Origin of the sequence: Arthrobacter sp. L77, from assembly GCF_000816565.1 — a bacterium.
GTDB classification, from domain to species: domain Bacteria; phylum Actinomycetota; class Actinomycetes; order Actinomycetales; family Micrococcaceae; genus Arthrobacter_D; species Arthrobacter_D antioxidans.
The window spans coordinates 261,642-273,956 of the sequence record NZ_JWSU01000008.1 but is presented as its reverse complement, the minus strand read 5'-3'; the positions used below and the strand labels follow the sequence as shown (position 1 = coordinate 273,956).

The 12,315-nt window shown below is 69.2% G+C and carries 14 protein-coding genes; 3 read left to right on the top strand and 11 right to left on the bottom strand.

Annotated features, from left to right (window positions below; translation table 11 throughout):
- Window positions 1–5: 5 nt before the first annotated feature.
- The 7 genes from RY94_RS16145 to RY94_RS16115 form a co-directional block, all read right to left on the bottom strand.
- Window positions 6–359 carry a hypothetical protein gene (locus RY94_RS16145; RefSeq protein ID WP_043447523.1) on the bottom strand — a complete coding sequence of 118 codons (354 nt, stop codon included), beginning with the start codon at window positions 357–359 and terminating at the stop codon, window positions 6–8.
- Between the two features lie 15 nt (window positions 360–374).
- A complete protein-coding gene (locus tag RY94_RS16140) occupies window positions 375–1,877 on the bottom strand; it encodes a CYTH and CHAD domain-containing protein (protein ID WP_052274501.1) in 1,503 nt (500 codons plus the stop codon).
- Between the two features lie 85 nt (window positions 1,878–1,962).
- Window positions 1,963–2,349 carry a DUF7793 family protein gene (locus RY94_RS17040; protein ID WP_052274500.1) on the bottom strand — a complete coding sequence of 129 codons (387 nt, stop codon included), beginning with the start codon at window positions 2,347–2,349 and terminating at the stop codon, window positions 1,963–1,965.
- A 61-nt stretch (window positions 2,350–2,410) separates the two neighbouring features.
- On the bottom strand, window positions 2,411–2,845 hold the full coding sequence (locus tag RY94_RS17035; RefSeq protein WP_052274499.1) for a DUF7793 family protein: 435 nt from the start codon (window positions 2,843–2,845) through the stop codon (window positions 2,411–2,413).
- Window positions 2,846–2,987: 142 nt separating this feature from the next.
- Window positions 2,988–5,753: a cation-translocating P-type ATPase gene (locus RY94_RS16125; RefSeq protein ID WP_231554576.1), complete on the bottom strand. Its 2,766-nt coding sequence runs from the start codon at window positions 5,751–5,753 to the stop codon at window positions 2,988–2,990.
- 96 nt (window positions 5,754–5,849) lie between these two features.
- Window positions 5,850–6,221, bottom strand: coding sequence for a universal stress protein (locus tag RY94_RS16120; RefSeq protein WP_043447519.1), 372 nt, complete (start codon window positions 6,219–6,221; stop codon window positions 5,850–5,852).
- 218 nt (window positions 6,222–6,439) lie between these two features.
- On the bottom strand, window positions 6,440–8,101 hold the full coding sequence (locus RY94_RS16115; RefSeq protein WP_043447516.1) for a catalase: 1,662 nt from the start codon (window positions 8,099–8,101) through the stop codon (window positions 6,440–6,442).
- Window positions 8,102–8,174: 73 nt separating this feature from the next.
- On the opposite strand from RY94_RS16115, the gene RY94_RS16110 reads away from it, so the two are divergent.
- Both RY94_RS16110 and RY94_RS16105 read left to right on the top strand, forming a co-directional pair.
- Entirely contained in the window at window positions 8,175–8,639 is a 465-nt protein-coding gene (locus tag RY94_RS16110) for a Fur family transcriptional regulator (RefSeq protein ID WP_043447515.1), read from the top strand.
- Between the two features lie 113 nt (window positions 8,640–8,752).
- Window positions 8,753–8,989 (top strand): hypothetical protein, encoded by a 237-nt coding sequence (locus tag RY94_RS16105; RefSeq protein WP_043447512.1) that lies wholly within the window; start codon window positions 8,753–8,755, stop codon window positions 8,987–8,989.
- Between the two features lie 182 nt (window positions 8,990–9,171).
- Here RY94_RS16105 and RY94_RS16100 read toward each other — a convergent pair whose 3' ends face one another.
- Together RY94_RS16100 and RY94_RS16095 are read right to left on the bottom strand one after the other, a co-directional pair.
- Window positions 9,172–9,807, bottom strand: coding sequence for a vitamin K epoxide reductase family protein (locus RY94_RS16100; protein ID WP_043447510.1), 636 nt, complete (start codon window positions 9,805–9,807; stop codon window positions 9,172–9,174).
- A 24-nt stretch (window positions 9,808–9,831) separates the two neighbouring features.
- Window positions 9,832–10,533, bottom strand: coding sequence for a DsbA family protein (locus RY94_RS16095; protein WP_231554575.1), 702 nt, complete (start codon window positions 10,531–10,533; stop codon window positions 9,832–9,834).
- Between the two features lie 161 nt (window positions 10,534–10,694).
- Here RY94_RS16095 and RY94_RS16090 point away from each other — a divergent pair, with 161 nt between their 5' ends.
- Window positions 10,695–11,177 (top strand): hypothetical protein, encoded by a 483-nt coding sequence (locus tag RY94_RS16090; protein ID WP_043447507.1) that lies wholly within the window; start codon window positions 10,695–10,697, stop codon window positions 11,175–11,177.
- 16 nt (window positions 11,178–11,193) lie between these two features.
- Here the strand turns inward: RY94_RS16090 and RY94_RS16085 are convergent, their stop codons facing one another.
- Window positions 11,194–11,910: a hypothetical protein gene (locus tag RY94_RS16085; protein ID WP_043447504.1), complete on the bottom strand. Its 717-nt coding sequence runs from the start codon at window positions 11,908–11,910 to the stop codon at window positions 11,194–11,196.
- Window positions 11,907–12,293, bottom strand: coding sequence for a PadR family transcriptional regulator (locus RY94_RS16080; RefSeq protein WP_043447502.1), 387 nt, complete (start codon window positions 12,291–12,293; stop codon window positions 11,907–11,909). The genes RY94_RS16085 and RY94_RS16080 overlap by 4 nt, the downstream gene beginning before the upstream one ends.
- Between the last annotated feature and the right edge of the window lie 22 nt (window positions 12,294–12,315).

The window sequence follows — 12,315 nt, the reverse complement described above, 5'->3', positions numbered from 1 at the left end:
GGAGGCTAGGGCGCGGCGGCGCCCTCGACCTGCGCGTGGTCGACGGCGTCGACCACGCTTCCTGCCGGGACGGCGGCGTCCGGCAGCAGACGCTGTCCCTCCGGCGGCCCCTCGATGGTGACGCGGTACCAGTAGATGGCCTTGTTCTCGACGGTGAGGTCCACCGGATGCCCCTGGTGGCTGCTCATGCCGCAGGTCTCCTCGCCCCAGACCTCGACGTGCACGACCCGCTCGCGGGATGCGAGCCCGCGGTCCTCGACCGCCTTCTGCGCGTAGCGCATCAGGACCAGGCCCTCGATGTAGCCGGCTCCCGCCGCGCGCAGGAAGCTGACGGTCTCGTACCGCGGGTAGGTCCACATGGCAGGAGTCCGTTCCTAGTTCGCGCGGAGTTTCGAGGGGAAGTGCTTCCATTCCCGGCGGAAGCGGGATTCCGCGCGCAGGGCGGCGACCTGCTCCAGGGCATGCAGCCGGCCGTAGGTGAACCCGTTCTCGCCCTCCTTGAAGGCAGCGACACCGAGGCGGCGCAGCAGGTTCCGGGTCACCACGCTGTCCTGGTGCTCGCCGAGGATCTTCTGGATCCCCAGGGCTGCCTCCCCGATGCGGGCGATCTTCTTCCGCCCGACCGGGTCTGCGGCTTCCGCTGCATACCGGAGCCGTTTGGCGTCCTTGCGCGCCTGATGGAGGGCGGGGTGGTCGCCGACGCCCGCGGGGTGGTGCCTGGCCTCGTGGACGGCCGCGCGCAGGCGCCGGATGTCCCGGTTCAGGAGCTCCGGGATCACCCGGGCCGCCGGCTCGGCGGCCCGGGGCGTCAGTGCCGGGGCCGCCAGCAGTGATTCGAGGGTGTCGAGCAGCAGGAAATACCGCCGCCCGCGCAGCGCCTTGAGGGCCCGGTCGTGGGCCTTCCGATAGCCGCCGCCGAGTTCCAGGTCCACCCTGCGCTCGACCGGGCCCAGCACGAGGCCGGCCGGCTCCTCGGCCAGCATCTCCTTGAGCCGCGCGTGCATGACCTCCGCATCCCGCGCCCTGCCGAGGACGCCGGCGAGCCACTTCAGTTCCTCGCGCAGGAGCTGCACGGCGTCGGTGTCCTCCAGCAGGGAGCGGTACGTGCCGAGGACGGATCGCACGCGCCGGGTGGCGACCCGCATGCGATGGACCGCGTCCGGTGCGTCCTGCCGCACCTGGGGATCCTGCTCCTCGAGGACGGTCAGCTGCTCGTGGAGGTAGGCGAGCAGCACGTCCCCGGCCGGACCGTCCGGCGTCGGCGTGGGTCGCGCGTCGGCGACGGTGCGGAGCAGGGGGCCCAGGGCCCGGTCCAGCTTGGAGCTGTGGGCGGCGGGGCGCGCCCCCGCGTCCGTGACCCGGGCCTGCCCGGCATCGAGCAGGTCGATCGACCCGTCGACGAGCTCGATCTCCCATTCACGCCAGTGCAGGCTGGCCGGCGCGGGAAGAAGCACGTCCGCCTGGACGCGGTCGTCCATGAGGTCGGCCAGGACCCCGCCGTCCTCGCCGTGGAGGTGGTGGACGCTGCGTCGCGTCGTCAGCCGGGCCACCGGCACCAGCGCCATGTCCCTGACGTACACCCGGATGAGGTCACGGAGTGCCTTGGGAACGCCGTCGGCCTTCCTGCCCGGCGGCTCATGGTGTTCGTGGCGTTCGTCGGGGCCGACGGGGATCTTGAGGTGCCATCCGGCGTCCTCACCCCCGGTGCGTCGTCGCAGCGTGATGCGCCGGGAAGCCAGCCGGAAGTCCTCGGTATCGAAGTACTCGGCCTGGAGGCGATACTCGACCGGCGGGTCGACCCTCCCGACCCCGGGAAGGTCGTGCAACGAAGGAACCGCGGCGTCGTCGTCGACGTCGAACTTCCGCTCAATCTCCACCAATGGATCGGGACGCATACGGCACTGTATATCGGCACACCGGTCCGCGTCAGCAGGCCGAGGACCCGTCTCTCCCGCGATGCCGTCAGGGTGCGTGGGGGCAGCCCGTGAGCCAGGGCAGGGCGTTCACCCGGTGCCGGAAGTACCGGGTGGGATACGGCGGATCGTGGACCTCCGCGAAGAACGCCGCGAGCGCCTTGTCGACGGCGGTCGGTCCTACGATCGCCATCGCCGCGATGTTCAGCTCCTCGGCGAACCGGAGGAGTGCGGTCCGGCTGAGCGTCACCATGCCGTTGAGTTCCACCAGCATCGGCGGGCACACGCCCCGGCTGATCGCGTCGGACCGCTCGACGAGGGCGATCGCATCCGCCTCCCCGACACTCGTCCCGGTGAACCATTCGACCCATAGCACCCCGTCGCGCATCGTCGCCGTGAAGGCCTCGTCCGCCGCCTGCGAGTCGTCGTCGATCATCGCTGCCCCTCCATCCCGCTGCTGGACTTCCAGTCGCAGACTATCGGGCCCACCCGCGCTTCTACCCGAAGCTGGATGACGGGTCGGGGAGATGACTGGTCAGCCAGTCCAGCGCGGCCTGCTCGTCGGTGAAGAACCGGACGTCGTGCACCGATTGCTGCACGGACGCTGCGATGACCCGGTCCACGGGCGTGACTCCGAGCATCGCGGCAGCGAGGACCATCCTCTCGGATCCGTAGGCCGCCCGGGCACCCGCATTGATGATCGTGATGTGACGCATGTCGACGAGGATCGCGTACGGGACATGACCGACCAGCTCCAGACTCTGCTTGAGGACATCCCTGGCGTCCGCTTCCTGGACCTCGGTCCCGGGAGCCCACGTCAGGCGGAGCAGGGCGGGGCGGAGCAGGCTGAGCGTCGCCCTGCCCTCGGCCGCGGACACCTTGAGGGTCCGGCCGTAGCCGGAGGCAGGCGCCGTGCCCGCGCTCGGCCGCACCGCCTGCTCGGCATATCGATCGTCGATACCTATCAGCTCCCAGCCACAGTGGTCGTCAGCTTCTCATCCTATGAACCGGTGGGACCCCCGATGTGCTGGGCACCCGCAACTTTTCCGCAGCTTGTCCGCACGGGAGCGGGAGCTACGGGACGCGGAGCCGCTCGGGGGCGACCCTGCGCGGGGCGTGGCCGGCAGCCCGCCGTCGTGCTGCACGGCGTTCCACCATCTTGCCGGCCTCGGTGAGGAGGAAGATGAGCAGGGCGACGGCGGTGGTGTAGGCCCATTCACGGACGCCGATGGGCGCCGAGTGGAACCAGGGGTGCATGAACGGCCCGTAGACGAAGACCAGTTGCAGCGCCAGGAGCAGCGCACCGGAGATGTAGATCGCCCGGTTCCCCCGCAGCACCGCGGGCCGGAGACTCGATGCCGTGAGGAACCTGCAGTTGAACAGGAACGCGAGCTGGCCGAGGACCAGCATCGTGACGGCCGTGGTCTGCGCTTCGGCGGTGCTGGAGCCCCCGTTCACCTCGAAGAAGAACACACCGATCGTGGCAGCGGTGATCAGTGCCGTCACCCAGACGATCCGACCCACGTAGCTTCGATCGAGGATCCCCCGGCCGGGCCGCAGCGGCGGTCTGTCCATGCTGTCCGGATCGGCCGGCTCGGTGGCCAGGGCCAGGGCCAGGGTGATCGCGGTGATGAGGTTGACCCAGAGGATCTGGGTGGCCTGGAGCGGGAGGGTGAACCCGAAGAGGACGGCCAGCAGCAGGACCAGTGCCTGCGCGGACGTCGTCGGCAGCAGGAACAGGATCGACTTCTGCAGGTTGTCGCGGATCCGCCGGCCTTCCTCGACGGCGTGGCCGATGGTCGCGAAGTTGTCGTCCGCGAGGACGATCTCAGCCGCTTCCTTGGTGGTCTCGGTCCCCTTGATGCCCATGGCGACGCCGATGTCGGCGCGGCGCAGGGCCGGAGCGTCGTTGACGCCGTCGCCCGTCATGGCGACGATCTCACCGTGCGACTGCAGTGCGGCGACGATCCGCAGTTTGTGCTCGGGACTGGTCCGGGCATAGACGTCGACGTCGGGCGCCGCGGCCGCGAGTTCCTTCTCGTCCATCCCCTCGATGGCGTCGCCGGTGAGCACTGTCGAGTCGGTCCGGGCGATCCGCATCTCCCGGGCGATCGCCAGGGCCGTGCCCGGGTGGTCCCCGGTGATCATCTTCACGCGGATCCCGGCACGGTGCATGGTCGCGATCGCAGCTATCGCTTCGGCCCGGGGCGGGTCGAGGATCCCGGCGATCCCGAGGAACACCATGCCGCCGGCGACCTCGTCCTCGCGCAGGTCCTTCGTCGGAGCCGTGGGGCCCGAACGGGCGCCGGCGAGGACGCGCAGACCCTTGTCGCTGAGCGCGGCGACCGTCCGCGTCCAGGTCCCGCGGTCGATCGGACGCAGTGCGCCGTCGGCGCCGATCTCGTGGCTGCAGCGCTCCAGGACCACCCCGGGCGCGCCCTTGAGCAGGATCCGGGCAGCACCGTCCGGCCCCCGGTCCCGGGTGGCCATGAACTTCCCCTCGGCGGAGAACGGGATCACGGCCAGCCGCTCGTGGTCGGAACCGTCGAACCCGGCTTTCCCGGCGAGGGTGCGGAGTGCGCCTTCCGTCGGATCCCCCACCACCTGCCAGTCGCCGTCATCGGAGATCAGGTGCGCGTCGTTGCAACGCGAGAACACCTCGACGACCGCCGCCAGATCCGGGCCACCGGCCCCGTCGCCGACGGGGCCGGTGGAGGTGATCGATCCGGAGGGTGCATAGCCCGTGCCGTGGATCGCGTATTCACCGGCACCGGTGATCACCGTCCGCACGGTCATCTCGTTGCGGGTCAGGGTGCCGGTCTTGTCGGTGCAGATGGTCGTGACCGATCCGAGGGTCTCCACGGCCGCGAGTTTCTTGACGATCGCGTTGCGGGATGCCATCTGGCGGACACCCAGGGCAAGGGTGATGGTGACCAGGGCGGGGAGTCCCTCGGGGATCGCCGCGACCGCGAAGGCGATGGTCGCCGGGACGAGCTGCGCGATGTCCCGCTGGTGGACGAACCAGCCCACGAGCAGCATGACGCCCGCAACGGAGACGATCACCAGGGAGATGTGCCGGCTGAAGGCGTCGAGCTGTCTGGTCAGCGGGGTCTGCGTGCTTCTCGTCCCCGTGACCAGGGTGTGGATGCGGCCCAGTTCGGTGTCGGTCCCGGTGGCGAACACGACGGCCGTGGCGTCACCGGCCACGACGTGTGTCCCGGAGAACACGGTGTTGGTGCGGTCACCGATGCTGCTGGCGGCAGGCACCGGCGCGGTGCCCTTGTCCGCGGGCAGGGACTCCCCCGTCAGGGCGGACTCGTCGACCTGCAGGGTGCTGGCGCGGAGCAACCGCGCATCGGCGGGGACCTTGTCCCCGGGTTCCATGCGGACGATGTCCCCGACCACGAGATCCGCGGCGTCGACATTGATCCAGCCCCCCTCCCGCTTCGCCTTGGCACTGAGGGAGAGCATGGAACGGATCCCGTCGAGAGCCTTCTGCGACCGCCCGTCCTGGATGACCCCCACCAGGGCATTGATCAGGGTGACGGCGAGGATGACGACGGCGTCGATCCAGTCCCCGACGGCGAGGGTGACCAGTGCCGAGGCGAGAAGGACATAGATCAGGATGTCGTGGAACTGCTTCAGGAAGGTGAGGACCGGATTCGGGCGACGTGGTGGCGGAAGCGCGTTGGGTCCGTGAGCCGTCAGCCTGAGGGCCGCCTCCGCGGCGTCCAGCCCCTCGGTGCCCGTGTCGAGGGCGTCGAGGACCTCGGAAGTACTTCGGGCGTGGACCGTCAGGCCCCCGGTGGGCGCCACCGGGCGGTGGTCTACCTGTCGCACTGGCTGGACCACCATGCCCGGTGGGAGAAGCGGTGTCCGGTCATCATGGGGGATTCCTTCGAGCTGGGTGGCGTGGGCGTACCTCGGGGCGATCTCCTACCGGACGACGAGGACGTTGCCTTCTGCGTGGTGGAGGACGGCGTGGACCGTGGACCCGAGGCGGGCGCCGAGCGTGTTGGTGCCCTTCGCGCCGAGGACGACGCAGACGGCCCGGCGGGCCTGGTGGATGATGACCGCGGGCGCCGACGGTTCCGCGAAGGAGTCCTCGATGACGGTGAGGTCCGTGTCCGCGGGCAGGCGGTCCAGGGNGTCCTGGGTGAAGAACGGCCAGACCCAGCAGTGCACGACGACCAGGGGCAGTCCGGCGACAGCCGCGTGGTGGGCCGCCCAGAGGACGGCGCGGCGGGAGCCGTCCGAGCCGTCATAACCGGCCAGGACGGGCCGGACCGGCGCATCGGCCGGGCTCACGCTGACGCGCCGACGGATGGCAGTGGCTGGGGGGCGCCGTGAGACAGCGGCAATGCACGCATGGTGGGTCCTTGTCCGAGTAGGGGTGTTGCTCGAGCATGACCGACTCCAGCCCGATTGGGTAGGACTTTAAGGTTCAAGGACGAACAACAGGCCCTGGCCTCCGCAGGGTAGGGCCTGTTGTTCGTCCTCGTCGTCAGCCGGTCAGCTCCGTCGGATCAGCGGGTGACGACCACGTGCTCGTTGGGCACGCAGTGCGTCATGGTCAGTCCCTCGACGTCGCGGGGACCGTTGCTGCCCAGGTTCTTCAGACGCGTCAACTCGTCCTCGGACAGGGTCTGGCTGGCGAGGGGAGGCAGGTCCTTGATCTCGTCGACGGCGATGCCCAGGCCGTCGCCGACGCGGGCTCCGAGCTCGTCGTCGATGAGGTAGAAGTGCCAGACCATCCGCTCCTGCACGGCGCGCGCCGCCTGCCCGATGAGCGTGACGAAGTTGCCGACGAGGTCGTCCTTCTCCCACTGCTCCAGCAGCTGGTACCGCTGACCCGCCTGCAGGTAGTCGTTGGTGAGCGGGATGCGCTTGCGCGTCAGGCGTCCCTGGATCTCGGGGCCCTGGTCGTCGTGCGTGGGGTACTGCCCCTCCCGCAGGCCGCCGGTGATGGAGGGCTCGTAGTTGACGTGGGGATTCTGCCCGGGCGCCCGATCGGTCCCGAACGACATCTGTCCCCCACTCTGGTTGGTGTGGACCGAGGCGTTCTTCGCCGAGTTGACGGGCAGCTGCAGGTAGTTCGGGCCGACGCGGTAGCGCTGGGCGTCGCTGTAGCTGAAGGTACGCCCCACGAGCATCTTGTCGTCCGAGAAGTCCAGGCCGTCCACCAGGACGCCCGTCCCGAAGGAGAGCTGCTCGTTCTCGTTGTGGTGATCCGTGACGTTCCGGTTCAACGTCATGGTGCCGATGAGTTTCGGCTCGAAGTCCTGTTCCGGCCAGGTCTTCGTGTCGTCGAGGGGGTCGAAATCGAGCTCCGGGTGGTCGCCGTCGTCCATCAGCTGCACGTAGAGGTCCCACTGCGGGTAGTCGCCCCGCTCGATCGCCTCGTACAGGTCCTTCGACGCGTGGCCGAGGTCCGTCGCCTGGATGTTGGCGGCGTCCTCCTCGGTCAGGCTCTTCACACCCTGGCGCGGCTGCCAGATGTATTTCACGAGCTGGGTGGCGCCCTCGGCATTGACCCACTTGTAGGTATTGACGCCGAATCCCTGCATGTGGCGGTAATCGGCCGGTATGCCGCGCGGGCTGAAGAGGTTCACGAGCATATGCATGGCCTCGGGGGTCTGCGACATGAAGTCGAAGATGCGCGCCGGTTCCTGCCTGAACGTGATCGGGTCCGGCTTCAGGGAATGGATGACGTCGGGGAACTTGATGGCATCGCGGATGAAGAACACGGCGAGGTTGTTGCCCACGAGGTCCCAATTGCCGTCCTCCGTATAGAACTTCACGGCGAAGCCGCGGGGATCCCTCGCCGCCTCGGACGAGTCACGGCCGCCGATGACGGAGGAGAAACGGATGGCGACGTCGGTCTTCTTGCCCGGTTCGGAGAACAGCTTCGCCCGGGTGTAGGTGGCGATCGGCTCGTCACCGTATGTCCCGGTCGCCTCGAAATCGCCGTACGCCACGAAGCCGCGGGCGTGGACCACGCGCTCGGGGATGCGCTCGCGGTCGAAGTGGCTGATCTTCTCGAGGAACTGGTAGTTCTCGAGCGTGGCCGGGCCGCGGGCACCGACCGTCCGGGAGTTCTGGTTGTCATAGACCTGGTGGCCCTGGCGATTGGTCAGGACGGCGCGGTCGTCCCCTTCGGCGGGTTGCTGGCTGGCGACATCAGTCATGCGGTGCTCCTCATGGTGGACTCTCGGCAACGGTTGTTTTGAGTAATTCAAAACAAACGGTACAGTGGTTGTCATGCCGATCGCATCTACTTCCGCTACCGACATCGATGTGCTACGGCACACGATCCGGACGTCGGGACTGAAGGTGACGGCACCCCGGGTCGCTGTGCTGCGCGCCTTGCAGCACCTCCCGCACTCGAGCGCCGAACGCGTGTTCGACCGGGTGAAGGACGAACTGTCGGGCACGTCCCCGCAGGCGGTGTACGGAATCCTGGCGGCCTTCACGGGGGCCGGTATCGTCCGCCGATTCGATCCTCCGGGCTCGCCTGCCCTGTTCGAATGCAGGGTCGGGGACAACCACCACCATCTCGTCTGCGTGGCGTGCGGCACCATCAGGGACGTCGACTGCGTGATCGGGGCAGCACCCTGCCTCGCGCCGTCCGACGATTCCGGGTTCACCGTCTTCGCCGCCGAAGTGACGTTCAACGGCCTGTGCGAGCAGTGCCGCGCCACCGCGTCGGCCACCGACGACCCGTAGCCGAGAAATACCACTGGTCACCGACCGACCATCGGTCCGGTGATCCACCGTCCGGGCTCATGGCCCACCGCCCTGGTGCGGCATGCCCGAAATCAACCGAGAAGGACCACACCTTGACCCTCATCGCGCCCAGTACCCGCCACGATCTCCGCCCCGCCTCCGCCGGCAGCGTGCCGGCATCCCCACTCGGGGGAAGCTACATCACGACGGGCCGCACGATGCCCCAGGCCCTCCGTGCACCCGGTACCTACGTCACGGCGAACAGGTCCGTACCCGCCACCCCCACCGGCTACGTCACCACCGGGGTGCGACGCCCGGTGACCGGCGGCTCGTACACCTACACCGGCTGACGGCCTCCTGGCCCCGTCCGCAGCTCCACCGCTCATCGAGGCCCTCGTGCTGCGGGCGAGGCCGGCACGCAAACGGTACGACGACGTCGGCGAGGGCCGGTGCCCCCAGGGCATGGAGGCCCAGGGCCGGCAGTGATGCCGTCTCCACGGACAGGGGCCGCCTCGCTTCGGTACCGGGAATCTCAGGTGAAGACGTGGAGGAAGCGGAAGAACACGGAGGCGGCGACGGCGATCCAGGTCAGGACGACGACCGGCCCCACCCAGGCTGCGAGGTTCCGCGTGAGGCCGACGGGGGCGGGGATGATGCCGTGGACCAGGTTGCGGACGGTGGTCAGGATGAACAGGGGAACCATCGCGGCCCACACGACCATGCAGTAGAGGCAGAGGATGTAGATGTCGAACAGGGCCTGGCTCCACAGCCAGGTCGCGAACACTGCACCGAGCGTGACGCCTGCCTGCAGGCCCACCCAGTACCAGCGGCCGAACCGGGCTCCGGCGAGCAGGGCCATGCCGGTGGTGATGATGACGGTGAAACCCACGAGCCCGATGAACGGGTTGGGGAAGCCGAGGAGCTCCGCCTGCCAGGTCTCCATGACCTGCCCGCAGGACACCCACGGGTTGATGTCACAACTGGTGACGTGGTCGGGGTTCCGGTAGAGCTCGAGCTTCTCGAGGATCAGGATGCCTGCGGCGACCCACCCGATGACGCCCGTGACCACGAGCATCACCCCGAACGGCACCCGACGCGCGAACCCGGGCAGGGACGCGGCGGCCTGCGCCGATCCGGCCAGGGTGTGGTCGCCCGTCGGGTGCGCCATGGTGTTCCTTCCCGGTGGGATCGATCAGTCGGCGATGGCGGTCTCGATGAGGCTGCGGAACTCCTCGATCGTCGCCGGCTGGATCTTGCGTCCCTCGAGGAAGAACGTCGGGGTCCCCTCGACATCCAGCGCCATGCCGTCGTCCTTGTCGGCGTTCACACGCTCCATGGTCGCAGGGTCGGCGATCGCCGCGTCATAGGCCGCCAGGTCCAGGCCGAGATCCTCCGCGTAGCCCCGGAAGACCGGCGACCTGTCCTCGGAGGTGTGGCTCCATTCGGTCTGCGTCTCGTACATGCGCGCGTGCATGTCCTTGAACCGCCCCTGCTGGGCGGCGGCCTCGACGGCCACGGCCGCGGTCTCGGAGTTCGGATGGCCGGGCAGGGGGAAATATCGGGAGACCACCGTCAGGTTCTCCCCGTACTCCTCGGAGAGGTCCTCCACCACCGGGTACGCGGCCAGGCAGGATTCGCATTCGAAGTCGAGGAACTCGACCAGCACGGCCTTCTCGTCCGGTGCCTGGGACAGGCGGTGGCTGTCCTCCCGGACGACCTCGGCGGCGGTCGTCGTCGTACCGTCCGTCCGGCCTTCGTCCTCGCCGAGCGTGTTGACGAGGAACACCAGACCGACGACGACGGCGGCGGCCGCGAGCAGACCGATCGCGATCCGGTTCGGCAGGCTCATGCCCTTCTTCGCGTCGGGCGTCGCGCTGGGGGCGGGGGTCGGCACGGTGGGGTCTCCTCGTCATGGAACGGCGTCGTCGCGCAGGCATCTCAGCCGGTTCGGCAGTCGCTGCCCCTGCGCACACACCCAATAGTACACCGCATCATGTACTAAAGGCGGGCGCCCGGAGGAGTCGAGCTCCCCGATGCGACGACGCGACGACGCTCATGGCGCTGCTGGACGGCATCGCGATCGCCCGGGCCACCGAGACGGAGCGCATGACCTCGCAGCGGGCCCAGCACATCATCAGCACCGTCCTCGGACGCCGCGCCCCTCCGACGGAGGCCGCGCCGGAGCCCTGCTTATGGATGAGTGTCCTGACAGCAGCGTTCGTGGCCGCCTCCTCCGCTCCCGCGTCCCTCGTCCTGCTCGGGGCGATCGCCGGTCTCGGGATGGGGGGCGGGCGCCGTCCGTGCCGCGGCCCGCCCGGCGACCGACCGGACCACACCTCCCGTGGAGACCCCCTTCGGGCCGTCCCCCGCGATCAGGCATCGTCGCTCCTCCGCGGGACGGACACGACCGTCCTGGCCATGGTCCCGGTCCCCGTCGCCCTCTACCTGGGAACCGTCCGTCCCGGGCTGGTCCTCGCCCGAATCGTCGCCAGCTCCATCGCCCTCACCGTGCAGGCATGGACCCCGGCATCCCGGTGAACGATCCCCTGCCGGCCTAGCGGAGGGCCAGCGCAAGTCCGAGCATGGCCAGGGCGAGCAGGGGGAACAGCCAGTGGGTCACCTGCACCATGAACCGCGCACCCGTGCCGGCGCCGTCCACCGCACCGGAGAGCGGGTCGGTGATGTCGTCGTCGTGCCCCGGGCGGGGCGACCTGACCGTGTTCCTGATCGACAGGGCCACCATGACCAGGGCGCTGCCGACCAGCAGGGGCACCGGGTCCATGGCCAGCCAGGCCTCGGCCTGGTCCGTGGGGGTCACGACCGCCGAGAGGAGGCCCGAGGCGGCACAGGCAGCGGCAAGGGCCATGCCGACCCAGATGCGCCGGACCACGGCGTCGAGATAGAGCGGCAGGCAGGCGACGAGCACGACCGGCGTGGCGAGGAGGGCTGCCTGCGCCGGGGACACCAGCAGCAGCTCCGACCGGGTCCAGGACACCACGGCCTGGATGAAGAGCAGGAAGGCGAGGAGCCCCAGGAGCGACGGCCACAGTGCCCTGCGGATCCAGTCGTGTTCCGGTGCAGCCGGGAGGTCGAGCGCGGCCGCGTAGTCCCGGGCGGGGCCGAACGCCTCCTCGGCCTGCTGGCCGGTGTCGCCGAGGAGTTCCCGGGCGCTCGCGACGGTGTCGCCGATGGCGCTCCCGTGCACCTGGCGCAGGCGGAGCTCCATGACGAGCTGGTCGAACCACTTCTTGTCGCTGGTCGTCTGCATCATGCGGGAGTCTCCTTCGTGAGCCGCTCGGGGTCGAGATAACCGGTACTGGTGTCGGCGAAGCGCCGCCAGTCAGCACCCAGGCGGGTGAGCTCGGTGCGTCCCTGGTCCGTCAGCGCGAAGTACTTGCGTCCGGGACCGCCGTCGCCGGCACGCCATTCCGTGGTCACCAAACCGGCGCTCTCGTACCGGGACAGGAGCGGGTACAGGGTCCCGCCCTTGATGGCGCCGAAACCGTGACGCTCGAGGTCACTGATGATCGCGTATCCGTAGGAGGGTCCGGCCGCCAGCGCACGGAGGGCCAGGAGGCCCAGCGTGGCACGCAGCCAGTCGCTCGGCCAGTCCACGCTCCCCCTGGTCCGCGGGTCGGAACTCGAGACATCCATAACTAGATTGTCTCTCTAAGTA

Coding starts and splice junctions, on each gene's coding strand:
- RY94_RS16145 (WP_043447523.1), bottom strand. CDS start 359: ATGTGGACCTACCCGCGGTACGAGACCGTCAGCTTCCTGCGCGCGGCG.
- RY94_RS17040 (WP_052274500.1), bottom strand. CDS start 2,349: ATGATCGACGACGACTCGCAGGCGGCGGACGAGGCCTTCACGGCGACG.
- RY94_RS16115 (WP_043447516.1), bottom strand. CDS start 8,101: ATGACTGATGTCGCCAGCCAGCAACCCGCCGAAGGGGACGACCGCGCC.
- RY94_RS16110 (WP_043447515.1), top strand. CDS start 8,175: ATGCCGATCGCATCTACTTCCGCTACCGACATCGATGTGCTACGGCAC.
- RY94_RS16100 (WP_043447510.1), bottom strand. CDS start 9,807: ATGGCGCACCCGACGGGCGACCACACCCTGGCCGGATCGGCGCAGGCC.
- RY94_RS16090 (WP_043447507.1), top strand. CDS start 10,695: ATGGCGCTGCTGGACGGCATCGCGATCGCCCGGGCCACCGAGACGGAG.
- RY94_RS16085 (WP_043447504.1), bottom strand. CDS start 11,910: ATGATGCAGACGACCAGCGACAAGAAGTGGTTCGACCAGCTCGTCATG.
- RY94_RS16080 (WP_043447502.1), bottom strand. CDS start 12,293: ATGGATGTCTCGAGTTCCGACCCGCGGACCAGGGGGAGCGTGGACTGG.